Here is a 22483-nt window from a genome sequence, read left to right on the forward strand (position 1 = left end):
GGCGCCCCTTTTTTTTCATCCCTGATCCCTGATGTCAGTGCAGCTTCACATGCGGCTCGGTGCTCTGCTTCAGGAAGCGCGCCACCGCGTCCAGCGTGCTCTTGAACCAGCCGTGCAGCGCGATCTGGTGCATCTGGTACAGCGAGCGATACATCATGCGCGCAACCAGACCTTCGATGAACATGCTGCCACCGACCAGACCGCCCATCAGGTTGCCGGTGGCGCCGCTCTTGCCCAGCGATACCAGCGAACCGAAGTCGCGATAGCGGAAGGGGCCCGGATCGCCCTTGCCTTCGAGGCGCATCGCGAACACCTTCACCAGATAGCTCGCCTGCTGGTGAGCGGCCTGTGCGCGCGGCGGAATGGTGCCTTCACCGCCCAGCCAGGTACAGGCCGCGCAGTCGCCGAAGGCGTAGATGTCGGGATCGTGCGTGGTGCACAGATGATCGTCGACCACCAACTGATTGATGCGGTTGGATTCCAGCCCGCCAAAGCCGGACAGCATATTGGGCGCCTTGATGCCGGCCGCCCACACCATCAGGTCGGCGCGTATGAACTGGCCGCCAGCCGTCTGCAGGCCATCAGAACGCACCTCGCTGACACGCTCGGACTTGCGAACCTCAATGCCCATGCCACCCAGCAGTTCTTCCGCGGAGGCGGAAATGCGCGGCGGCAGGGCCGGCAGGATGCGGTCGGCCGCCTCGATCAGCGTGATCTTCACGTCGTTGCTCGGGTCCAGGCTGTGCACGCCGAAGGCGCGCAACACCTTGCTGGTATGACGCAGTTCAGCCGACAGTTCTACCCCTGTGGCACCGGCACCGATGATGGCAATCGACACGGCATGCGGCTCGCCGCGTTCGGCACACGCATCGGCGCGCATGCAGGCGGCGACCAGCTTCTGGCGGAAGCGCTCCGCGTCATGCGTGGTGTCGAGCGCCATGGTGTGCTCGTCGGCACCGGGAATGCCGAAGGTATTCACGGTGCTGCCCACGGCGATCACCAGAAAGTCATAGTGCAGTTCGCGCTCCGGCAGCATGGGTTCGCCATCGGAATCCGGCACCGCCTCGACGCGGATGATCTTGCGGTTGCGATCGATGGCCGTCATGCGGCCAAGCTGGAATTCGAAGCTGTGCCAGCGCGCCTGCGCCACATACTCCAGCCGGTGCATGTGCATGTCCATGCGTCCGGCCGCCACTTCATGCAGATGCGGCTTCCAGATATGGATGGGCGACGCATCGACCAGTACGATGTCGGCCTGGCCCTTCGCGCCATATCGGTCACCCAGCCGGGTGACCAGTTCGAGACCGCCTGCACCGCCTCCCACAACCACGATGACAGGCTTCTTGGAATTGTTCATGGTTTCCTCGGATTGTTCTTCCGCCCCGCACGGACGCGAAGGGCGCATTCTGCTACATGGCCCGCCTGTTGTGCGATGCACACACGGCGCCGTCACCTCCGATCCGCGCATCGCGCGGATACCCGAACAGGCCGCGCCGCGGCATGAGAATGCCGGGGAAGTGAACGGACCCCATCGACGTTATCGGCGCGGACGGCGCGGTCTGAACCGCTGCAACATGACGGGGACGCTCACTGGCGGCGCAGCGACAGGACCAGAGCAACGACGGTGAGCAGCACCAGCCAGATGAGTGACCACTCCGGAATGTCCAGCCCGAGGAAGGGCGGCAGCTTCGCGCCGCAAGTGCCGTCGGCAAAGAACACCTGGGGCAACCACTGCGCCGGCGGCAGGCTGTTGACGAAGTCCTCGACCGGATCCAGTCCGCAACTGACCGACGGGTTGTACAACACATACACGTGCCGCGCGGCCACGGCCACCCCCAGCCCTGACACCAGCGCACCAGCCCACAGACCGCTGCGCGCCAGCGATCCGCCGAACAGGCCGCTGAGCAGGAAGAACACGCCGGCGCCGACGAAGGCGTAGCGTTGCAGGATGCACAGCGGACAAGGCGCGAGCTGCTCGGCATGCTGCAACCAGAGCGCGAAGGCCACCAGGCCGAAACAGAGGTAGGACAGAAGGAAATTCAGTCGCGTGCGGGCGATCGGAGTCATCAGCAACTTTCTTCGGGAAGACAGCAGGTTCAGAGGACGTAGCGGGCGAGGTCTTCGCTCTGCGCGAGTTCGCCGAGCCGGGCATCGACATAGGCGGCATCGATGCGCAGCGCGGTTTCACGCTGCCCGGCGTCGAAGGACACTTCCTCGAGCAGCTTTTCCATGACGGTATGCAGCCGCCTGGCGCCGATGTTCTCGGTGCGCTCGTTGACCGACCAGGCCATTTCGGCGAGCCGGCGTATGCCATCCGGCGCAAATTCGAGCGCCACGCCATCGGTAGCCAGCAGCGCCACATACTGGCGCGTAAGGCAGGCATCGGTGGCTGTGAGTATGCGCTCGAAGTCCTCCACCGACAGCGAATCCAGCTCGACGCGAATGGGCAGGCGCCCCTGCAGCTCCGGAATGAGATCGCTGGGCCGCGACAGGTGGAAAGCCCCGCTGGCGATGAACAGGATGTGATCGGTCTTCACCATGCCGTACTTGGTGGTGACCGTGGTTCCTTCGACCAGCGGCAACAGGTCGCGCTGCACACCCTGGCGCGACACGTCGGCACCACTGTGATCGGAGCGCGTCGCCACCTTGTCGATCTCGTCGATGAACACGATGCCGTGCTGTTCCACCGCGGCCAGCGCCTGCTGCTTCACTTCCTCTTCATTGATCAGGCGTGCCGCCTCTTCGTCGGTGATCACGCGCATCGCTTCGCGCAAGGTCATCTTGCGGCTGCGCCTGCGCTGCCCCCCCATGTTCTGGAACATGGACTGGAGCTGTCCGGTCAGTTCCTCCATGCCGGGAGGCGTGAGGATTTCCATCGTCGGCGGTGCTGTTGCGACTTCTATGTCGATTTCCTTGTCGTCCAGGTCGCCTTCGCGCAGTTTCTTGCGGAATTTCTGGCGCGTGGCGGAATCGTCGGACGATGGCGCATCCACGCCGAAACCGACCGGACGCGCCGGTGGCAGCAACACATCGAGGATGCGGTCCTCGGCCGCATCCTGGGCACGCGTGCGCACCGCCTTGATCGCCCTCTCGCGCAGGTCCTTGATCGCGATTTCGAGCAGATCGCGGATGATGGTATCCACATCGCGCCCTACATAGCCCACTTCGGTGAACTTGGTCGCTTCCACCTTGATGAAGGGCGCATTCGCCAGCCGGGCCAGCCGACGCGCGATTTCGGTCTTGCCGACACCGGTCGGCCCTATCATCAGGATGTTCTTGGGCGTGATTTCGCTGCGCAGCGGTTCATCGACCTGCGCGCGTCGCCAGCGATTGCGCAAGGCGATGGCCACCGCTCTTTTCGCGCGCGACTGGCCGACGATGTGCTTGTCCAGTTCGGACACGATTTCGGATGGGGTCATGATTTTCAGGCTGTGACGGACCAGTCTATCGATTCTATGGTGTGGCTCTGATTGGTATAGATGCACAGATCGCCGGCGATCGCGAGCGATTTGGCCACCACGTCGCGCGCCGGCAGTTCGGTGTTGTCGATCAGTGCGCGCGCGGCCGACTGGGCGTAGGCGCCGCCGGATCCGATGGCGACAATGCCACCCTCCGGTTCAAGCACGTCTCCATTTCCGGTGATGATGAGTGAGCATTCGCGGTCTGCCACCGCCAGCATGGCTTCGAGCCGCCGCAGCATGCGGTCGGTCCGCCAGTCCTTGGCCAGTTCGACCGCGCTGCGCAGCAGATGACCCTGGTGTTTGTCCAGCTTGGATTCGAAGCGCTCGAACAGCGTGAATGCGTCCGCCGTGCCACCGGCAAAACCGGCGAGGATGCGGCCCTGATAAAGGCGGCGCACCTTGCGCGCGCTGGCCTTGACGACGATGTTGCCGAGCGTGACCTGACCGTCGCCACCCAGCGCGACCTGACAGGGACGACGCACGGACAGGATGGTGGTGCCGTGAAACTGTTCCATGGTTGTTCCTGAGAAATGCGCATCGACAGGCGCACAGGGGCGCACATTAAACCCCAAACCGGTCTCCAGCATCGCCCGCTCCGCCGTGTCGCCCCGACTTGCCGGCATGGACAGCGTGGGCGCGGATAAGATCGCCTGTGCCGCAAAAATGTCCGGCCACCGCTTCACATACCGGCTGTAGCCCGGCACGCGGGGGCTAGAACCGCCGCTGCTGGATCTCCGCCACCGCGGCTACGCCCAGCAGCAGCAGCAGTGCTGCGACCATGGGTCGCACATCGATCAGGCGGGGCTGCCGACCGGTGGCCTGCATCGCGGTGATCACGTTGAACAGCAGGCCGGCGCTGATGAAATCCATGCGGCACAGCGCGGAACAATCGACCTTCACCACCCCCTGCGGCAGATCCGACGACTGCAGCGCCGAAAAAGCGTCCTGCCGCGCACCGACGACTTCGCCGCACAAGGCGATCATGCTCGCGCGCTCGTTGTGCGGCGTTCCGGATTCGGCCGGCAGCAAGGTGGATGCGACCCAGCGCGCATCCCAGGACGGTGGCGACTGTTCGAAGGTGACGGCGTACTGGATCGCGAATTCCTCGAAATTCGGCTCATCGCCCAGTTGCTGCAGGGCCTCGATATAAAGCCGCCACAGCGCCGGGTGCTCGGGTGTGCCGGGCACCACCTGCGGCGCCAGGATATCGCGCAGCACTTCGGCCTTGAGCATGGCGACTCCCTGGCCACGACGCCGGATTTCGGTCAGTGCATCGAGCAAGAGAGAGGCGCCTTCATCATCCACCCCCTGCAGCCGGGTCAGATCGACGCGCACCACGGGGAGCTTGGCGCACAGGCGGCGCAACTGGTCCACCGACGCGCGTGATGCACCGGTCAGCCTGCCCGACAGCGTCAGCGTCGGTGCGGCACCACCGCTCGACAACGAAGGTTGGGACGGCCAGGCGGGCGCCGAGCGTTCGAAGCGCTCGGCGTAGGCCAGCGCATGAGCCTCGAAAGCCTCAACCCGGCCCAGCGCGTGACACAGGTCGAACAGCATGGCCCACACCTGTTCGGTGGAACTGCCCAGGTCGTCGAAGGTGGCGCGCTCCAGTGCGCTCAGCGCAGCCTCATCGTCGCCATTGGCGAACAGCATGGCGGCCTCCTCGACCACCGGGTGCAGACCCGCCGACACATCCTGTACCTGCAACTCTCCCTTGCCGCTGCGACGCGCACCGTCGAGCGGATCGCGCGACACGAAATCCAGCGACGCCAATCCGGCAGAGGACGGTGCCAGACTGCCGAAATCGCTGGCCGGCGGGGCGGACGGCGACGGTTCGGACGGTGCACCGGCCGGACGTGCCGGTTTGCGCACCTCGACCTGGGGCGTCGCCTGGGAGTTCTTCTTGAAAAAGGAGAAAGCCACGGTGTGTAAGGGAGGTCGGGCCGACGAATCGGTATTAACGGCAGCACCGACGAAAACTGCAAAGAACTGCAACTTTACCCTTCGAGGCGGCCCGACTGAACCCCTGCAAAAGTCTCTTGACAATTGCAGGGGCCAATCGCCCCCAACCGCGTCCTGGCGATCAGAAGCTCGCGCGTAGCCCGGCCATGACGCTGCGGCCAGCCATCGGTGCAATGTCCTTCAGGAAAGACACCGCATTGCGCGCCTCGGTGTCGAACAGATTGTTGCCGCGCAGCCAGGCCTCCCAGTTGACGCCCCCGGACTGGAAGGCATAGCTGGCAAAGGCATTGACCAGGGTGTAACCCGCGGTCGGCGTGCTTTCGGCATCCACCCTGTCCTGACGACGCGCGCCCTGCACCTCCAGCCGCAGCTTCACTGCCTCGCGCTGCCAGTTCAGCGCAGCCAGACCGCGCACCGGCGCGATGCGCGGCAGAGGTTCGCCGGTGTCCCGGTTGCTCGCGCGCACCATGTCGGCCTGCAGGTCCAGGTGCAGGTCGCCGGCGCAATGGCACAGCAGCAAGTGGGCCTGGGCCTCGACTCCGTAGAATTTCGCCGGTACGCCCTGGTAGAGAAACTCCGGCAACTCGCCGGTCGCGTTGTTGACCAGGCCGTCCTCGTCGCGCAGCGTCCCCGTCCCCGCCAGCGCGATGTAATTGCTGAAGCGGCTATGGAACACGCCGATGCTGCCGCTGTGTTCTCCCTTCCTGATGCGCAACTGGGCGTCGATGGAATTGGACCTTTCCTTGTCCAGCGTCGAGTCGCCGAGCTCGTAATTGCCGGTCGCCGCATGCGGGCCGTCGGCATACAGCTCGTAGAAGGTGGGCGCCCGTTCGGTGTGTGCGAGCTGTGACGCGACCGAGAACATGTCATTCAGCGGATAGATCGCGCCGAAGGCCGCGCTGCGCGCGGTGAAGCGTCGCTCCTGCGACGGATCGAAACGCGGCGTGCCGGGATTGTTCGCATCATCGGGCCCGCCGCCTTCGCTGCCCACCTCGACCCGCTCGATGCGGCCGCCAAAGGTGAGCTTCAGGTCGCCGACGCGGGTTTCCTCGAACACGAACAGCGCGCGGTTGTGGGTATGGGTGGATGGCACGAAGGCTTCGTCGCCGAGCGCGGAAAAGTCGCTGCTGTCGTACTGGGCACCGATCACGCCACGGAAGGCGCCGATCTGCCGGTGACTGGCTTCCAGCCGCAGATCGGTCCCCTTGCTGAAGAAGCGCGTCGCCGGCTCGCCGTCATCCAGTTCGACATGGCGATAGTCGGTGTGGCCCGCGCGGAATTTCACCCCGGTGATGAAACCGTCCAGATCGCGCAGCTCGCCCGCCAGGTCCCAGCGTTCGCTGCGCATGTCTATCGTGACGTTCTCTTCCGCGACCGTACCGTAGGTCGAGTCATACACACCGTAGGACGCGCCGATATAGCCCTTGTCACCCGCAAACGACGCGCCGATGCCGCCGCCATCGGTGTCGGCTGCCGAATTTCGCAGGCGCGAGGCGCCGGTGCTGTCCGGAATGCGCAGATCGGAGGTGGACCGCGTGAAACCGTCGGCGTGCAGCGTGAGCCCGTTCTTGCCGATCTCGGCGCGCCCGGCCAGGGCACGCGTGGAATCCGCGCCGCCGACGACGCCATCGACCCGCCCGCTCACGCCGTCCTGCGGCGCCTGCGGAATGCGGTTGTCCAGGGCGTTCACCACGCCGCCGATGGCGTTGCCGCCATACATGAGCGCCGCCGGGCCGCGCACCACCTCGACCCGCTCGATCACCAGCGGATCCACGGTCACCGCGTGATCGAAGGACAAGGACGACGCATCCACGGTGCCATTGCCATTGCCAAGGATGCGCACGCGGTCGCCATCCAGGCCGCGGATGACCGGGCGACTGGCGTTGGGGCCGAACCAGGTCGAACTGACGCCGGGCAGAGTGCCCACCGTTTCGCCCAGCGTACTGGCACCGCGCAGCGTGAGATCGTGGTCATCCATCACGGACACCGGACTGACCAGGTCCGACAGGTCGCTGCCCAGCGGATTGCCGGTCACCACGACGGCCGGCAATTCCTTGAGCGCCTGCGCGAATACCGGCACGGAAAAGTTTATGGAGGCGGCCGCCAGCATGGCGGCACGCACGTATGGTTTCATCTGCATGAGTATCTCCCTGCGCCCGAACGCGGGCGCGCCTGCGCACGCACAGGCGTATGGATCCGGAATCTGTATGTTTGGGTGGCCGCGAAGGCCGGGGATCAGATCAGGGAGAAACGAGGCGGATCGTGCGCGCACGGTTCCGGGGCGGAACCGTGCCGCGCGAAGGACTGCGCGACCGCGTGAAACACATGCCCCAGTACGGGAGGGCTGGAGGCGGGCGCCGCACCGACCGCAAGCACACTGAGGGAGCACGCGGACAGGCACTCCGGGCAGGTGGCTGCATGAGACGCGCTGCCCTCGTCCGGTTGCGACAGCGTCGCGGCCGGCGTGGGCAGATGCTGGAAGGCATGAACAATGGACGCGTGCTGCGCGCCGATCAGGCACAGCAGCAGCCAGAACAGGCGCAGTGCACCCAGGCGCCCGGACAACACGCGCTCGACCTCAGTCGCCGTAGAGCTTCTGCAGCCGCTCGCGACGCTCCTGCGCCTCGATGGTCAGCGTGGCGGTCGGCCGCGCGAGCAGGCGGGCGATACCGATGGGCTCACCGGTTTCGTCGCAGTAGCCATACTCGCCGGCGTCGATGCGGTCTATCGCCTGCTCGATCTTCTTCAGCAGCTTGCGCTCGCGATCGCGGGTACGCAGTTCCAGCGTGTGTTCCTCTTCCACCGTGGCACGGTCTGCCGGGTCGGACACGTTGTCGACCTCGCGCATGTGCTCCACGGTTTCGTCGGCCTTGCGCAGGATGTCGTCGCGCATGCGGGCAAGCAGGTCGCGGAAAAAGGCGAGCTGCGCCTCGTTCATATAGTCCTTTTCCGGCATCTTCAGGATGTCGGCTTCGGTCAGCGGCTTGTCGGCCTTGCTGGCGTTCTTGGTGGCCATCCGCAGGAACTCCGGAGGTTGGGAAGGCGCAGAGGATACCAATGTTTTGGACAAAAACAGTGGACCACTTCACTTTGCCCCGATGGCCGGCGGATGGCGGCGCGGGCGACCGCGCGGACGGCGCCCGGCCGCCCGCAGAGCGGTCTCAGCACAGGCGCAGCAGAAGCCCCTTCAGGTACTCGCCTTCGGGGAACGCCAGGCCCACAGGATGGTCGGCGCCGGCCGCCAGCCGGCGCAGCACCTGTGCCGACACCCCGGCATCGGCTGCGGCATCGGCGACGATCTTCTGGAAAAAGTCGGGATCGACACCGCCGGAACAGGAATAGGTCATCAGCAGCCCGCCGGGTGCCAGCAGCCGGAAACCGAGCAGATTGATGTCCTTGTAGGCGCGCGCAGCGGATCGCGCATGCGCGGCCGAAGGGGCGAATTTAGGCGGATCGAGCACGATCAGATCGAATTTCCGCCCTTCGGCGCGGAAAGTGCGCAGCGCCTGGAACACGTCGGCTTCCAGCCAGTCGGCGCGAGCGGAATCCAGCGCAGGATTGTGCGACAGATTGCGCCGCGCGGTCTCCAGCGCCGGACCGGATGAATCGATGGACAGCACCGACTGCGCACCGCCGGCGAGCGCGTGCAACGAAAAGCCGCCGGTGTAGCAGAAACAGTTCAGTACGCGGCGGCCGGCGGACAGTTCGCCGCACAGGCGGCGGTTGTCGCGCTGATCGAGATAGAAGCCGGTCTTGTGTCCGCCGGCGACATCCACCTCGATATTCACGCCATGCTCCGCGATCACCGGGAACGGTGCGTCGCCGTCGCCCACCAGCCAGCCGCAGCGCGGCTCCAGTCCTTCGAGCGCACGCACATCCGAATCGGAGCGTTCGAACACGCGGGTCAGGCCGGTGGCCCGCACCAGCGCATCGGCTATTGATAGCCGCCACTTCTCGCCACCGGCGCTGGTGATCTGCAGCACGATCACATCGCCGTAGCGATCGGTGATCACGCCCGGCAGGCCGTCCGATTCGCCATGCAACAGGCGCACGCCGCCGGCCGGGCCGAATTCCGCCGCCAGTTCCGGCAGTTCGCGACGCTGTTCCACCGCCCGGCTCACGGTACGGCGGAAGAATGCATCATCCACCGACACGTCATCGAAGGTCCACATGCGGGCGCGGATCTGCGAGGCCGGCGAGTAGGCTGCACGTCCGAGCACCCGCCCGTTCGCTGCCTGCACCAGCACGGTATCGCCCGGTCGCGCCCGCCCTTCCAGACGGTCGACCGAACCTGCGAATACCCAGGGGTGGCGGCGCATGACCGAGCGCTCGCGACCCGGCGCAAGAATCAGGGTGGCACTCATGCTGGGTCAGTCATGGCGCCGCGCCCGCCGAACGGGCCGGCTGTGCAAAGCCGACCCTGCGCGAACAAAGGGAACGTGGAGTCCGACGCGCCGCCCGCAGGGCCGCCCCAAGGGTGTAGCGGGGGTTTCGGCGAGCACTGCTCGCCGCCCGCGTAACCGGTCGGCTGCGTAAAGCCGACCGTGGACGAGCGCAGCCCCTCGGCGGGGGGTGAGGCCGGGGTTGCGCGGCGCACTGCGCTGCGCCGGCCGAACGGGCCGGCTGTGCAAAGCCGGCCTCCGTGCCACGGGGTTGCGCGGCGCACTGCGCCGTGCCGGCCGAACGGGCCGGCTGTGCAAAGCCGACCCTGCGCGAACAAAGTGAGCGTGGGGGCCCTCACTCTCATCCCAGCTCGCGGATCAGCGCGGCGCCGAGCAACTCGCCGATGCGCTCCAGGTAGAGCGTGCCCATGTCCGGCACGAAGCGCGCGTCATCATTGGCACCGAGCGCCAGCAGCCCCACCACGCGTGCGTCGCGACGCAAAGGCACCAGTGCGATCGACTGCACGGCGGAGGCCGCCTCGCCGAACCAGCCCTCGACCCCGAGGTTGTTGACCGGCCCGCAATACGGTTGCCGCGCCTCGTTGGCGAATACGCGTACTCCTTCGTCCACCGGCAGGAACACCTCGCTGTCGCGGGTAAGCACGCTGTTCCACAGACGCAGCGCGGTGTGCGGCACCGAGAACCCCTCGGACAACTGTTCCCGCAGCGCATTCATGACTGCATCGAAACTGCCGGCAGTCATCAGCGCAATGGACAAGGCGTGCACACGGGTCGAAATGACGTCGTTGTCCTCGCCGAAGCGCAGCAGTTCGGACAGCTTGGATTCCAGGGTGCGCCCCTTCTCGCGCAGCGTCAGTATCTGCCGTTCGGTGATCGAGATGGCGCGGCCGCCGTGCGGATGAGGCACGTAGAGATGGGCAAGCAGTTCGTGATACTGCTCGAAGAACTGCGGATGATCCTGCAGATAGCGCGCGACGTCGTCGGCTTTCATGAACAGCTACTCCAGATGGATGTCGGCTTCGAATACGGTGATGGCAGGTCCGGTCATGAGTACCGGCTCCCCGGGGCCGGCCCATGCGATGTTCAGATCCCCGCCGCGGGTGCTGACGCGGACCGGGCTTTCCAGCAGGTTGCGCACAATGCCGGCCACCACCGCGGCGCAGGCGCCGGTGCCGCAGGCCAGCGTCTCGCCGGCACCCCGCTCGTACACGCGCAGCCGGATGTGATGCGCATCGACCACCTGCATGAAGCCGGCGTTGACGCGAGCAGGAAAGCGCTCGTGCCTCTCGATCAGCGGTCCCTGCTGCGCGATCGGCGCAGTGTCGACATCGGCCACCACCTGCACCGCATGCGGATTGCCCATGGACACCGCGGTGATCGGCACCCTCACGCCAGCGACATCCAGCGGCTGTACGAAGGCATCGGAATCGGACAGGAAAGGAATGCGGGCCGGCTCGAACACCGGTGCCCCCATGTTGACGGTCACATGCTCGTCGTCAGCGGCGATCAGGGTGATCACCCCGGCCTGCGTCTCGACCCGGATTTCGCGCTTGTCGGTCAAACCCTGTTCGCGCACGAAGCGGACAAAGCAGCGCGCACCATTGCCACACTGTTCCACCTCGCCGCCATCGGCATTGAAGATGCGGTAACGGAAATCGACGCCGTGCTGCTGCGCCCGTTCGACCACCAGCAACTGGTCGCACCCGATGCCGAAATGGCGGTCGGCCAGGAAACGCACCTGTTCCGGCGTGAGATCGACCCGCTGGCGGATGGCGTCGATCACGATGAAATCATTGCCCAGCCCGTGCATCTTCGAAAAACGCAGTTTCATTCGGCCACCATGGAAACGTAGTCGCGCCACACGCAGCGGTTCATCACCACGGTCAGGCCGGCAGCCTGCGCACGCAGCGCCGCCGCTTCATCGATCACACCGTCCTGCATCCACACTGCGGGAAACCCGAACGCGACCGCTTCATCGACGAAACGCCCGACGCGATCGGCGGAAATGAACAGGTCGACCAGATCGATCTGACGTCGCAACGGCTCGGGGATGTCGCTCAGCGTGGCATGCGCGGGTTCGCCCAGCACCTGGTCCACTGCAGGGCGCACCGGCACGATACGCCAGCCGAAGCGCTGCATTGCACGCGCGACGCCGTGACTGGGGCGGGAGGGATTGGGCGACAGACCCACCACCGCCACCGTGCGCGCGCGGCGCAACAGATCGCCTATGGCCTGTGGCGAAGGATTGGAAAACATCCTTCTATTCTACAGGCGCCGGACGCTGCACACCGGGCGGACACTTGTAGCGCTTGTAGCCCCAGATGTACTGCGCCGGCCAGCGCCGCACCAACGCCTCGACATTGCGGTTGATCGCCTCGACACGCTGCAGCGTGTCGCCTTCGATCGGCACGTCCGGCTCGATGAAATGCAGGTGATAGCCACGCGCATCAGGAAGCCGTTCCGCGAACACAATGAGAGTGCCGGCGGCCATGGATGTCAGGCGCGCCGCCAGCGTCATGGTGTAGGCCTGTCCGCCGAAGAAACCGGCCCACACGCCCTCGCCGTTCTGCGGCACCTGATCCGGAAGGATGCCGACCAGCCCGCCGTCCTTGATCGTGCGCAGCAGCCGCCTCACCCCGGTACCGTCGGCAGCGGCCAGCGACACCCCATCGCCGGCGCGTCCGCGTTCCATCAGCGGGCCGAGCCAGCGCTGACGAGGCGCGCGATAGAGCACCGTGATCGGAAGCCGCGAACCGATCAGGCGGGCGGCGATCTCGAACGCGCCCATATGCGGCGTCAACAGCACGACGCCGCGCCCGCTGGCATGCAGCCGCTCGACATATTCCCATCCGCTGACCTCGACCACACTCTTCAGTACCTGCCGGCGCGGACGCAACCAGAGCCAGGGCAACTCCAGAATCGTTCGCCCTGACTGTTCCACGGCGTGACGGATGAGCGCTGCATCGGCGCCAGGAATCGCCACCTTGATATTGCGGTCGAACTCACGGCGGAAACGGGCGGACAGGCGATGCATCAGGCGTCCGGTCATCGCACCCACCGCATGCAGCCCACGCAGCGGTAGCATGGCCAGGAGCCGGAATGCCAGGATGACCGCGCAACTCGCGACGTCATTCATCGGTAATTCGTATTTCGCAAAGGTGACAGGACGCAGTAGACTACCGTTACCGCCGAGTTAAACGGACAACTTGCAGGGCGGTTTACAAATACTGCTAAAGCGTCGCCTGCCTGATTCCCGGGGCTGGTTCGACGAACCAGCACAGGGAAGAACACAGGAGCAGGCAGATGTCAGAATATTTCTTCACGTCCGAATCGGTTTCGGAAGGTCATCCGGACAAGGTGTCCGATCAGATTTCAGACGCCATCCTCGATGCCATACTGGCGCAGGATCCGACCGCCCGCGTCGCCGCGGAAACGCTGTGCAACACCGGGCTGGTCGTACTGGCCGGTGAAATCACCACCACGGCCAATGTGGATTACATCCACGTCGCGCGTGACACCATCAAGCGCATCGGCTACGACAACACCGAATACGGCATCGACTACAAGGGTTGCGCGGTACTGGTGGCCTACGACAAGCAGAGCCCGGACATCGCCCAGGGCGTGGACCGCGCCAGCGACGACTACCTGAACCAGGGTGCCGGTGATCAGGGGCTCATGTTCGGTTACGCCTGCGACGAAACGCCGGTGCTGATGCCACTGGCGCTGCACCTGTCGCACCGTCTGGTCGAGCGCCAGGCCCACCTGCGCAAGGACGGCCGCCTGCCCTGGCTGCGCCCGGACGCCAAGAGCCAGGTCACCATCCGCTATGTCGACGGCAAGCCGGAACGCATCGACACCGTGGTGCTGTCCACCCAGCACGCGCCGGACATGTCGCTGGAAGCCATCCGCGAAGCGGTGATCGAGGACATCATCAAGCCGGTGCTGCCGCCGGAACTGGTGAAAGGCGAAATCAAGTATCTGGTGAACCCGACCGGCCGCTTTGTCATCGGCGGCCCGCAGGGCGACTGCGGGCTGACCGGCCGCAAGATCATCGTCGACACCTATGGCGGGGCCGCGCCGCACGGCGGCGGCGCCTTCTCCGGCAAGGATCCGTCCAAGGTCGACCGCTCGGCCGCCTATGCCGGCCGCTACGTGGCGAAGAACATCGTCGCCGCCGGCCTCGCGTCGAAGTGCCAGGTTCAGGTGAGCTACGCCATCGGCGTTGCCCAGCCGACCTCGGTCATGGTCGAAACCTTCGGCACCGGCAAGGTTTCAAACGAAAAGCTGACCGAGCTGGTGCGCCAGCATTTCGACCTCCGCCCGAAAGGCATCGTGCAGATGCTGGACCTGCTGCGGCCGATCTACCAGAAGACCGCCGCCTACGGTCACTTCGGCCGCGACGAACCGGAATTCACATGGGAAGCGACGGACAGGGCCGCTGCGCTGAAAGCGGACGCCGGAGTCTGATTCATGGCGACGGCGGCGCGCACCGCTTCTAGGTCCGCCGCCGCCCGCGGCGCGAGGAGCGCGCTGGCGGCCAGCCTGATCGTGCTTTCCGGCTGTTCGGACGACCGCGAGCGCTTCACCGGCTATCCACCGCCGGCAATGCCGGCGGCCCCGCGCATCGCCCTCATCGGCAACAGCATCACCCTGCATCCGCCCAAACCTGAACTGGGCTGGCAGGGCGACCACGGCATGGCGGCAAGCAGACCGGACAAGGATTACGCACACCGCCTGCTGGACATGCTGTCGGTGCCCGTCACCGCAGCCTACATCCGCAATTTCTATCCTTTCGAGACGGACGGCGCGGTACGCGACGATCATCTGGCTTCGCTGCAGACGGTATTCGCGTCCCGGCCCGACATCATCGTTCTGCAACTGGGCGACAACGTGACGGTGGACAGCGGGCAACCGCTCGAAACGCTGCGCCATCTGTACAGCTTCTGGTTCAATTTCGGCGCGCTGGCCAAGGCGGCGGGCGCGGCAAGCGATCGCCTGTTCTGCGTGTCGACCTGGTGGGAAACCCCGCTGACCGATTTCATCATCCGTCATCATTGTTCGGCGCATGGCGGACGCGTGGTGCATATCGGCGACATTTTCGGCCGCCCCGGCAACCCGGATCGCAGCACACGTGACTTCACGAATGTCGGCGTGGACATCCACCCCAAGGACGACGGCATGCTGCAGATCGCTCTGCGTCTGAAACACGCAATCGACACGACGGAAAAGGTCTCCCGCCGTTGATGCAGCCGGCGTGCTGCAAGCGGTGACGACTGCGCGCTAGGGAACCGGATGCCTTCCCACGAAGGCATCCACCGAGTTCTCGGCGATGCGCGTCCATAAATGCTGTTCCGAACGGAAGCGGCTCCACGGTTCGAACACCTTGCGGAACTGCGGGTTGGCGGCCGCGGTTTCGCGGTACAGCGCAAACGCTTCCTTCTGCAGCGCGAGCAGGATGTCGCGCGAGAACATGCGCAACTGCGCGCCGCCCTCGATCAGCTTCTTCATCGCGGCGGGATTGCGCGCGTCGTAGCGCGCCTGCATGCCGACATGCGCCGCAGCGCAGGCCGATTCGAGTATCTGCCGGTAGTCGGCCGGCAAGGCGTCGAAGGCCTGCCGATTGACATAGATCGTGAGCTGCGGCCCCGCTTCGGCCCAGCCCGGATAGTAGTAATACGGCGCAACCTTGTAGAAGCCAAGCTTCAGATCGTCGTACGGGCCGACCCACTCCGCGGCATCGATGGCGCCCTTCTCCAGCGCGGGATAGACGTCGGCACCGGGGATCTGCTGCGGTACCACGCCCAGCCGCGACACCACCTGGCCCGCATAGCCGCCGATGCGCATCTTCAGGCCCTTGAGGTCGGCCACGCTGCGTATCTCGCGGCGGAACCAGCCGCCCATCTGCGCGCCGGTATTGCCGCACGGGAAATTGACGATGTTGTAGCCGGCGAACAGTTCGCGCAGCAGCGCCATGCCACCGCCATCGACCAGCCAGGCGGACTGTTGCCGGCTGTTCAGCCCGAAAGGCATGGCACAGTCGAACGCGAAGGTGGGGTCCTTGCCGATGTAGTAATAGGATGCCGAATGCCCGCACTCGACCGTGCCTTCGCGCACCGCATCGAGCACGCCGAAGGGCGGCACGATCTCGTTGGCGGCGAATACCTGGATCTGGAAACGCCCGCCGGTGGCCGCACTGACCTGCTGCGCCACCTGCTCTGCGGCCGCGTACAGCGCATCGAGCGCCTTCGGGAAGCTGGACGCAAGACGCCAGCGCAAGGCCGGCTGAGCAGCAACGATCGCCGGCGCTCCCGCCAGAGCCGCGAGGGGTGACGCCTTCAGGAAGCCGCGCCGGTCAGTCATGCGTACCTCGGGCCGCACAAGGCCGGCCCTGCGCATACGAAGTGAGCGTGGGTGCTCACACTCACGCACCCGCGATCCGCATGCGGTCGATCAGGATGGAACCGCTCTGTTTCGAGCCGCGCACCAGTGCGTCCGAACCCACCGCCTGTATGCCCATGAACATGTCACGCAGATTGCCGGCGATGGTGATTTCCTGCACCGGGTGCGCGATCTCTCCGTTCTCTATCCAGTAGCCCGCGGCGCCGCGCGAGTAGTCGCCAGTCACGTAATTCACGCCGTGGCCCAGCAACTCGGTCACCAGCAGTCCGCGCTTCATGCTGCGGATCAGATCGTTCAGGCTTTGCTTGCCCGACTGCAGGATGAGATTGTGCGAGCCACCGGCATTGCCGGTGGTCTGCATGCCCAGCTTGCGGGCGGAATAGCTGCTCAGGAAATAGCCGTTCAACACGCCGCCTTCGACCACTTCGCGGTCACGGGTGGCGACGCCGTCGTCGTCGAACATGCCTGAGCCCATGGCGCGCGGCAGATGTGGCCGCTCGGAAATGTTGATGTGCGCGGGGAAAATCCGCTTGCCCAGGCTGTCGAGCAGGAAGGACGACTTGCGGTACAGCGCGCCGCCGCTGGCCGCTTGCACGAAATGCCCGAGCAGGCCGATGGCCAGCGGCGCCTCGAACAGCACAGGCACGCGCGTGGTCTTGATGCGGCGTGCGCCAAGGCGAGCCAGCGCGCGACGCGCGGCATAGTCGCCGATCGCCTCCGGATCGGGCAGGTCGCCGGCCGCGCGCCGGCTGGCGTACCAGTCCTCGCGCTGCATCGCATCGCCTTCGCCGGCGATGACGGAACAACTGATGTACTGGCGGGTGCTCGCATAGCCGGCCATGAAGCCCAGGCTGTTGGCCGACACGAACTGCGATTGCTGGGCCGACACCGAAGCGCCCTCGGAATTGCGGATGTCCGGCGACAGCGCGAACGCGGCGTCCTCGCAGCGGCGCGCCAGATCGATGGCGGATTCGACCGGCAGCTCCCAGGGGTGGAACAGATCGAGGTCGCGGAACTCGGTCGCCAGCAGCGACGCTTCAGGCAGTCCTGCCGCATCGTCCTCGGCGGTAAACCGGGCGATCGAAAGCGCGGCATCGACCGTGGCGCGCATGGCGTCGGCGGAAAAGTCGCTGGAACTGGCGTAACCGCGACGCTGGCCGACATAGACGGTGACGCCTATGCCCTTGTCGCGGTTGTATTCGATGGTTTCAACCTCACCACGGCGTACCGTGACCGACTGGCCGAAACCTTCGGACACGTCGACTTCGGCTGCGGAGGCCCCGCCTGCGCGGGCATGATCGATAAGCTGTTGCGCGATATCGCGCAGGCTGGCGTCGTTATAGCTGAAACCCTGTCGGGACATGGCGGATTCGTGTTCGGGCAAAGCTGCAATAATAGCCGCTTGAAACGTGACCACCCTGCCATGCGCCGCAAATCATTTCCGACCACCGATCCCGCAACACCGGCAGACGCCGGGGAAGAGGACGCCTTCGCCGGGCGCCCGAGCAAGAGCCAGAAGAAGCGCGACGCGCACGCGCTGCAGGACCTCGGTTCGCAACTGGTGGCGCTGTCGGCCGAACAATTGCGGCGCATCGACATGCCGGACACGCTGCGCAGCGCGATCGCCGAAGCGCAGCGCACGCGCAGCCACGAAGGCCTGCGCCGGCAGATGCAGTATGTCGGCAAGGTGATGCGCGGCGTCGATACCGAACCGCTGGTCGAGGCACTGGATGTGATACGCGGCCTGTCCGCGCGTGCGGTGGCGCGGGAGCACATGCTGGAGCGCATGCGCGAACGCCTGCTGGAAGACGAACAGGTGCTGGGCGACATCGCCGCCCAGTGGCCGGATGCCGACCTGACGCATCTGCGCACGCTGCGCAGGAACGCCCTGCGCGAACGCGAACAGCACAAGCCGCCGCGCGCCTATCGAGACATCTTCAAGGTGTTGCGGCAGCTCGACAACGCGGCATCTGGCGATGACGCGACGCAGGACGAACAGGACATGCAGGAAGGCGAACCGGAAAATGAGTGAACAGGAAGAGACACTGATCGTTGGCCTGGTGTCGGTGTCGGATCGCGCATCGAGCGGGGTGTACCCGGACCAGGGCATTCCGGCATTGCAGGAATGGCTCATGCGCGCGCTCACGTCGCCAGTACGCTTTGAAACCCGTCTCATCCCGGACGAGCGACCGCAGATCGAAGCCGCGCTGATCGAACTGTGCGACAGCGCCGGTTGTCATCTGGTACTGACCACGGGCGGCACCGGCCCGGCCCGGCGCGACGTTACGCCCGACGCGACGCTGGCTGTCGCGGACAAGGAGATGCCCGGCTTCGGCGAACAGATGCGCCAGATCAGCCTGCACTTCGTACCCACCGCCATCCTGTCCCGACAGACTGCGGCAATCCGCGGCAGCACGCTCATCCTGAACCTGCCCGGTCAGCCCAAATCGATCAGGGAAACGCTGGAAGGATTGAAGGACGTGGAGGGCAAGTCCGTCGTGCCGGGCATTTTTGCTGCCGTGCCCTACTGCCTGGATCTGATAGGCGGTCCTTATGTGGTCACCGACGACAGCGTGGTGAAGGCGTTCCGGCCGAAGTCGGCGCAGCGTCCGCCACAAACCTGATCTGATACAGCGCCTGCCGGTCGGCTGCCGCGTCCCGGCTCAATGCGCCTCATCCCAGTTGCGGCCGACGCCGGCCTCGACCTTGAGCGGCACCGCGAGCTGCGCCACCCCTTCCATCAGGGCCGGCACGCGCTCGCGCACCCGGTCAAGTTCAGCCTCCGGCACTTCGAGCACGAGTTCATCGTGCACCTGCAGGATCAGTCGCGTGTCGAGACCTTCGGCCGCAAGCCAGCCGTCGACCGCGATCATCGCCAGCTTGATCAGATCGGCCGCCGTCCCCTGCATGGGCGCATTGATGGCGGCGCGTTCCGCGCCCTGGCGCCGGCCGACCTGCTGGGCGCGGATATCCGGCAACTGCAGCCGGCGACCGAACACGGTTTCGACATAGCCCTGCTCGCGCGCCAGCGCGCGGGTTTCGTCCATATAGCGCGCCACCCCGGGGTACTGCGCGAAATAGCGGTCTATCCAGGTCTGCGCGGCGCTGCGCTCGATGTCCAGGTTCTTGGCCAGACCATGCGCGCTCATGCCGTAGATGAGGCCGAAGTTGATCACCTTGGCATAGCGGCGCTGTTCGCTGCTCACCTGTTCCGGCGCCACGCCGAACACCTCGGCCGCGGTGGCGCGATGGATGTCCTCGCCGTCGGCGAAGGCCTGCAGCAGGCGCGCGTCCTGCGACAGGTGGGCCATGATGCGCAGTTCGATCTGTGAATAGTCGGCACTGACCAGCACATGCCCGGGCGGCGCGATGAAGGCGGAGCGGATGCGCCGGCCCTCGGCGGTGCGTACCGGAATGTTCTGCAGATTGGGATCGTTGGACGACAGCCGGCCGGTCACCGCCACCGCCTGACCGAAGCTGGTGTGCACCCGGCCGGTGTCGGCGCGCACCATGCGCGGCAGCTTGTCGGTATAGGTGCCTTTCAGCTTGGCCAGGCTGCGGTATTCGAGGATGAGGGCCGGCAGCGGGTAATCGAGCGCCAGTTGCGACAGCACTTCCTCGTCGGTGGACGGCGTGCCGGACGGCGTCTTCTTGATCACCGGCAGCTTTTCGCGCTCGAACAGGATTTCCGCAAGCTGCTTTGGCGAATTGATGTTGAACGGCTGCTTCGCGGCCTCGTGCGCGCGCTGCTCCAGTTCCAGCATCTTCTGGCCCAGTTCGTTGCTCTGCGCGGCGAGCGATGCCGTGTCGAGCAATACGCCGGTGCGCTCCATGCGGAACAGGATGTCGGACACCGGCAGTTCAATGTCGCGATAGATGTATGCAAGCTTGCTGTCGGCCTGCACGCGCGGTGCCAGCACCTCATGCACACGCAAGGTCACGTCGGCATCCTCGGCCGCGTAGGCGGAGGCGCGCTCGACCGGCACCTGTTCGAAGCCGATGCGCGACGCGCCCTTGCCGGTCACTTCGTCATAGCTGATCACTTTCAGGCCGAGATGACGGGTGACCAGGGTATCCAGATTGTGGTTGCGGTCGGCTTCCAGCACATAGCTTTCGAGCAGCGTGTCATCCACCACGCCTGCGAGCCGGATGCCGTGGTTGGCGAACACATGCCGGTCGTATTTCAGGTTCTGGCCCAGCTTGCCGTGCGCCGGCGATTCCAGCCATGGCCGCAGCGTCGCAAGCACTTCGTCCAGCGGCAACTGTGCCGGCGCGTCGGGATAGACATGACCCAGCGGCACATAGGCGGCCTCGCCCTCCGCGGTGGCGAAGCTGATGCCCACCAGCCGCGCCTCCATCGGATCCAGACTGGTGGTTTCGGTATCCAGCGACACGACTGAGGCCGCCCTCAACTTCGCATGCCAGCGCTCGAAGGCGGGCCAGTCCAGCAGGGTTTCGTAATCGGCTCGGTGACTGCCTTCGGGCGCGGTCGATGCCGGTGCGTCGGCGGCCGGCGCTGCGGCCTGCACGCCCGCGCGCGGCGCCTTGCCCAGGTCCTCCAGCAGGCCGCGGAAGCCGTAGCGCTCGTAGAGCGGGCGCAGCGCCTCTGCGTTCTCGCCATCGGAGGTGAGCGATTCCAGCGGCTGCGGCAGTTCGACGTCGCACTTCACGGTCAGCAGCCTGCGCGCCATGGGGAGGAAGTCCAGATGCGCGCGCAGGTTTTCGCCCACCTTGCCGCCGATGTCGGCGGCGTGCTCGACGATGGCATCCAGCGTGCCGTACTGCTGCAGCCATTTCACCGCCGTCTTCGGGCCGCACTTGTCCACACCCGGCACGTTGTCCACGCTGTCGCCGATCAGTGCAAGATAGTCGACGATGGCGGACGGCGGCACGCCGAACTTGGCCAGCACGCCGGCTTCATCCAGCTTTTCTTCGCTCATCGTGTTCACCAGCATCACATGCTTGTTCACGAGCTGGGCGAGATCCTTGTCGCCGGTTGAAACAATGCATTCCATGCCACGCTGTGTCGCGTGCGCCGCCAGCGTACCGATCACATCGTCCGCCTCCACGCCGTCGACACACAGCAGCGGCCAGCCCAGCGCGCGCACCGCCTCGTGGATGGGCGCGATCTGCGCCGCCAGATCCTCGGGCATGGGCGGGCGATGGCTTTTGTAGTCCGGATACCACTCGTCGCGGAAGGTCGGTCCCTTGGCATCGAACACGACCGCGCGATAGTCCGCCTTGTAGTCGGCTGCCAGCCGCCTTAGCATGTTGATGACACCGCGCAGCGCGCCGGTAGGTTCGCCCTGCCTGTTGCGCAGGTCGGGCATGGCGTGGAAGGCGCGGTAGAGGTAGGACGAACCATCGACGAGCAGCAATGTGGGCATGGCGGATTCCGCTTGGGGTCATTCGGTCAGCCCGCGATTATCACCGGACACCTTCCCATGAGTGCGAAAGACAAACTGCCGGGCATGATAGACCCGGGCGATGCGGCGCGCGCCAGCAGTGCCCGCGAGGCCTGGCGCATCTTCGGCATCATGGCCGAATTCGTCGAGGCGACGGAAAGACTGCAGGCGATACGCCCGGCGGTGAGCATCTTCGGCAGTGCGCGCACGCCGGACACCCATCCTTACTACGTTCTGACCGAGCGCATCGCACGCGCGCTGTCGGACGCCGGCTTCTCGGTCATTTCGGGCGGCGGCCCGGGCATCATGGAAGCGGCCAACAAGGGGGCTTTCCATGGCAAGTCGCCGAGCGTGGGGCTGAACATCCAGTTGCCGATGGAACAGCATGCCAATGAGTACCAGGACATCTCTCACTCCTTCGAGCACTTCTTCGCCCGCAAATACATGTTCGTGCGCTTCGCCGCCGCCTATGTCGTGATGCCTGGCGGCTTCGGGACGCTGGACGAACTGATGGAAGCGCTCACGCTGATCCAGACGCGCAAGAGCCGCAGCATTCCCATCATCCTGGTGCACTCGCCGTTCTGGCAGGGCCTGCTCGACTGGTTCCGCGATACGCTGGTGGCCGAAGGCATGATTTCTCCCGCCGATCTGGATCTGGTACAGGTGATCGACGACCCGGTACAGGTGGTGGACGCGATTTTCCGGCATTACGAGAACCGCAGCTTCATGCCGCTGCCTGAAGAGCATGAGGCGATGCTGAATCTTTGAAGGGAAGGGGGTGCAGAGGCCAGGGATGAGGGGCGAGCGAACAGGCGCGGCCGGCGCCGTGCGAGATTTTCACTGACCCCTGGCC

Annotated in this window: 21 protein-coding genes; 5 read left to right on the top strand and 16 right to left on the bottom strand. The window is 65.6% G+C overall.

Annotated features, from left to right (window positions below; genetic code table 11):
• Nucleotides 1-34 precede the first annotated feature (34 nt).
• The 13 genes from A3Q7_RS0112920 to A3Q7_RS0112985 form a co-directional block, all read right to left on the bottom strand.
• On the bottom strand, nt 35-1357 hold the full coding sequence (locus tag A3Q7_RS0112920; protein WP_026224798.1) for an NAD(P)/FAD-dependent oxidoreductase: 1323 nt from the start codon (nt 1355-1357) through the stop codon (nt 35-37).
• A gap of 230 nt (nt 1358-1587) precedes the next feature.
• The gene (locus tag A3Q7_RS0112930) at nt 1588-2067 is read right to left on the bottom strand and encodes a disulfide bond formation protein B (protein ID WP_018412312.1); all 480 of its coding nucleotides are present in this window, start codon (nt 2065-2067) and stop codon (nt 1588-1590) included.
• A 29-nt stretch (nt 2068-2096) separates the two neighbouring features.
• Nucleotides 2097-3419: an ATP-dependent protease ATPase subunit HslU gene (gene hslU / locus A3Q7_RS0112935; RefSeq protein ID WP_018412313.1), complete on the bottom strand. Its 1323-nt coding sequence runs from the start codon at nt 3417-3419 to the stop codon at nt 2097-2099.
• Nucleotides 3420-3424: 5 nt separating this feature from the next.
• Complete coding sequence (hslV, locus tag A3Q7_RS0112940; RefSeq protein ID WP_018412314.1) at nt 3425-3976, bottom strand: ATP-dependent protease subunit HslV; 552 nt, start codon at nt 3974-3976, stop codon at nt 3425-3427.
• A 196-nt stretch (nt 3977-4172) separates the two neighbouring features.
• Nucleotides 4173-5384: an STAS domain-containing protein gene (locus tag A3Q7_RS0112945; protein ID WP_018412315.1), complete on the bottom strand. Its 1212-nt coding sequence runs from the start codon at nt 5382-5384 to the stop codon at nt 4173-4175.
• 160 nt (nt 5385-5544) lie between these two features.
• Nucleotides 5545-7563 (bottom strand): TonB-dependent receptor, encoded by a 2019-nt coding sequence (locus tag A3Q7_RS0112950; RefSeq protein ID WP_026224799.1) that lies wholly within the window; start codon nt 7561-7563, stop codon nt 5545-5547.
• Between the two features lie 95 nt (nt 7564-7658).
• Complete coding sequence (locus A3Q7_RS0112955; protein WP_018412317.1) at nt 7659-7991, bottom strand: hypothetical protein; 333 nt, start codon at nt 7989-7991, stop codon at nt 7659-7661.
• A 10-nt stretch (nt 7992-8001) separates the two neighbouring features.
• Nucleotides 8002-8439: an RNA polymerase-binding protein DksA gene (gene dksA / locus A3Q7_RS0112960; protein WP_018412318.1), complete on the bottom strand. Its 438-nt coding sequence runs from the start codon at nt 8437-8439 to the stop codon at nt 8002-8004.
• A 145-nt stretch (nt 8440-8584) separates the two neighbouring features.
• Nucleotides 8585-9787 carry a class I SAM-dependent rRNA methyltransferase gene (locus tag A3Q7_RS0112965; RefSeq protein ID WP_018412319.1) on the bottom strand — a complete coding sequence of 401 codons (1203 nt, stop codon included), beginning with the start codon at nt 9785-9787 and terminating at the stop codon, nt 8585-8587.
• A 379-nt stretch (nt 9788-10166) separates the two neighbouring features.
• On the bottom strand, nt 10167-10817 hold the full coding sequence (locus tag A3Q7_RS0112970) for a DUF484 family protein (RefSeq protein ID WP_018412320.1): 651 nt from the start codon (nt 10815-10817) through the stop codon (nt 10167-10169).
• A 6-nt stretch (nt 10818-10823) separates the two neighbouring features.
• A complete protein-coding gene (gene dapF / locus A3Q7_RS0112975) occupies nt 10824-11657 on the bottom strand; it encodes a diaminopimelate epimerase (RefSeq protein WP_018412321.1) in 834 nt (277 codons plus the stop codon).
• A complete protein-coding gene (locus A3Q7_RS0112980) occupies nt 11654-12082 on the bottom strand; it encodes a CoA-binding protein (RefSeq protein WP_018412322.1) in 429 nt (142 codons plus the stop codon). Before A3Q7_RS0112980 ends, dapF begins: the two co-directional genes overlap by 4 nt.
• 4 nt (nt 12083-12086) lie before the next feature.
• Nucleotides 12087-12962, bottom strand: a complete 876-nt coding sequence (locus A3Q7_RS0112985; protein ID WP_018412323.1) for a lysophospholipid acyltransferase family protein — start codon at nt 12960-12962, stop codon at nt 12087-12089.
• A 167-nt stretch (nt 12963-13129) separates the two neighbouring features.
• Between A3Q7_RS0112985 and metK the strand changes: the two genes are divergently transcribed.
• Nucleotides 13130-14293 carry a methionine adenosyltransferase gene (metK, locus tag A3Q7_RS0112990; protein ID WP_018412324.1) on the top strand — a complete coding sequence of 388 codons (1164 nt, stop codon included), beginning with the start codon at nt 13130-13132 and terminating at the stop codon, nt 14291-14293.
• Nucleotides 14294-14296: 3 nt separating this feature from the next.
• Nucleotides 14297-15070 (top strand): hypothetical protein, encoded by a 774-nt coding sequence (locus tag A3Q7_RS0112995; protein ID WP_018412325.1) that lies wholly within the window; start codon nt 14297-14299, stop codon nt 15068-15070.
• A 36-nt stretch (nt 15071-15106) separates the two neighbouring features.
• On the opposite strand, the gene A3Q7_RS0113000 is transcribed toward A3Q7_RS0112995, so the two are convergent.
• Together A3Q7_RS0113000 and pmbA are read right to left on the bottom strand one after the other, a co-directional pair.
• The gene (locus A3Q7_RS0113000; RefSeq protein WP_026224800.1) at nt 15107-16186 is read right to left on the bottom strand and encodes a TRAP transporter substrate-binding protein; all 1080 of its coding nucleotides are present in this window, start codon (nt 16184-16186) and stop codon (nt 15107-15109) included.
• A 61-nt stretch (nt 16187-16247) separates the two neighbouring features.
• Nucleotides 16248-17588, bottom strand: a complete 1341-nt coding sequence (gene pmbA, locus A3Q7_RS0113005; RefSeq protein WP_026224801.1) for a metalloprotease PmbA — start codon at nt 17586-17588, stop codon at nt 16248-16250.
• A 60-nt stretch (nt 17589-17648) separates the two neighbouring features.
• Here pmbA and yjgA point away from each other — a divergent pair, with 60 nt between their 5' ends.
• Nucleotides 17649-18257 (top strand): ribosome biogenesis factor YjgA, encoded by a 609-nt coding sequence (gene yjgA, locus A3Q7_RS0113010; protein WP_018412328.1) that lies wholly within the window; start codon nt 17649-17651, stop codon nt 18255-18257.
• Nucleotides 18250-18849: a molybdopterin adenylyltransferase gene (gene mog / locus A3Q7_RS0113015; protein WP_018412329.1), complete on the top strand. Its 600-nt coding sequence runs from the start codon at nt 18250-18252 to the stop codon at nt 18847-18849. Before yjgA ends, mog begins: the two co-directional genes overlap by 8 nt.
• Before the next feature lie 39 nt (nt 18850-18888).
• Here mog and polA read toward each other — a convergent pair whose 3' ends face one another.
• Complete coding sequence (gene polA, locus A3Q7_RS0113020; protein ID WP_018412330.1) at nt 18889-21612, bottom strand: DNA polymerase I; 2724 nt, start codon at nt 21610-21612, stop codon at nt 18889-18891.
• Nucleotides 21613-21669: 57 nt separating this feature from the next.
• Here polA and A3Q7_RS0113025 point away from each other — a divergent pair, with 57 nt between their 5' ends.
• Nucleotides 21670-22398 carry an LOG family protein gene (locus A3Q7_RS0113025; RefSeq protein ID WP_018412331.1) on the top strand — a complete coding sequence of 243 codons (729 nt, stop codon included), beginning with the start codon at nt 21670-21672 and terminating at the stop codon, nt 22396-22398.
• The last annotated feature ends 85 nt before the right edge of the window (nt 22399-22483 follow it).

Source organism: Methyloversatilis thermotolerans (assembly GCF_000372885.1).
Taxonomy (GTDB): domain Bacteria; phylum Pseudomonadota; class Gammaproteobacteria; order Burkholderiales; family Rhodocyclaceae; genus Methyloversatilis; species Methyloversatilis thermotolerans.

What these genes read in the sequence shown, in the direction of transcription:
- metK (WP_018412324.1), top strand. Translation starts at nt 13,130, where the DNA reads ATGTCAGAATATTTCTTCACGTCCGAATCGGTTTCGGAAGGTCATCCG.
- A3Q7_RS0112950 (WP_026224799.1), bottom strand. Translation starts at nt 7,563, where the DNA reads ATGCAGATGAAACCATACGTGCGTGCCGCCATGCTGGCGGCCGCCTCC.
- A3Q7_RS0112995 (WP_018412325.1), top strand. Translation starts at nt 14,297, where the DNA reads ATGGCGACGGCGGCGCGCACCGCTTCTAGGTCCGCCGCCGCCCGCGGC.
- A3Q7_RS0113025 (WP_018412331.1), top strand. Translation starts at nt 21,670, where the DNA reads ATGAGTGCGAAAGACAAACTGCCGGGCATGATAGACCCGGGCGATGCG.
- hslU (WP_018412313.1), bottom strand. Translation starts at nt 3,419, where the DNA reads ATGACCCCATCCGAAATCGTGTCCGAACTGGACAAGCACATCGTCGGC.
- dksA (WP_018412318.1), bottom strand. Translation starts at nt 8,439, where the DNA reads ATGGCCACCAAGAACGCCAGCAAGGCCGACAAGCCGCTGACCGAAGCC.
- A3Q7_RS0112970 (WP_018412320.1), bottom strand. Translation starts at nt 10,817, where the DNA reads ATGAAAGCCGACGACGTCGCGCGCTATCTGCAGGATCATCCGCAGTTC.
- dapF (WP_018412321.1), bottom strand. Translation starts at nt 11,657, where the DNA reads ATGAAACTGCGTTTTTCGAAGATGCACGGGCTGGGCAATGATTTCATC.
- mog (WP_018412329.1), top strand. Translation starts at nt 18,250, where the DNA reads ATGAGTGAACAGGAAGAGACACTGATCGTTGGCCTGGTGTCGGTGTCG.
- A3Q7_RS0112930 (WP_018412312.1), bottom strand. Translation starts at nt 2,067, where the DNA reads ATGACTCCGATCGCCCGCACGCGACTGAATTTCCTTCTGTCCTACCTC.
- hslV (WP_018412314.1), bottom strand. Translation starts at nt 3,976, where the DNA reads ATGGAACAGTTTCACGGCACCACCATCCTGTCCGTGCGTCGTCCCTGT.
- A3Q7_RS0112965 (WP_018412319.1), bottom strand. Translation starts at nt 9,787, where the DNA reads ATGAGTGCCACCCTGATTCTTGCGCCGGGTCGCGAGCGCTCGGTCATG.
- A3Q7_RS0112980 (WP_018412322.1), bottom strand. Translation starts at nt 12,082, where the DNA reads ATGTTTTCCAATCCTTCGCCACAGGCCATAGGCGATCTGTTGCGCCGC.
- polA (WP_018412330.1), bottom strand. Translation starts at nt 21,612, where the DNA reads ATGCCCACATTGCTGCTCGTCGATGGTTCGTCCTACCTCTACCGCGCC.
- A3Q7_RS0112985 (WP_018412323.1), bottom strand. Translation starts at nt 12,962, where the DNA reads ATGAATGACGTCGCGAGTTGCGCGGTCATCCTGGCATTCCGGCTCCTG.
- yjgA (WP_018412328.1), top strand. Translation starts at nt 17,649, where the DNA reads ATGCGCCGCAAATCATTTCCGACCACCGATCCCGCAACACCGGCAGAC.
- pmbA (WP_026224801.1), bottom strand. Translation starts at nt 17,588, where the DNA reads ATGTCCCGACAGGGTTTCAGCTATAACGACGCCAGCCTGCGCGATATC.
- A3Q7_RS0112920 (WP_026224798.1), bottom strand. Translation starts at nt 1,357, where the DNA reads ATGAACAATTCCAAGAAGCCTGTCATCGTGGTTGTGGGAGGCGGTGCA.
- A3Q7_RS0113000 (WP_026224800.1), bottom strand. Translation starts at nt 16,186, where the DNA reads ATGACTGACCGGCGCGGCTTCCTGAAGGCGTCACCCCTCGCGGCTCTG.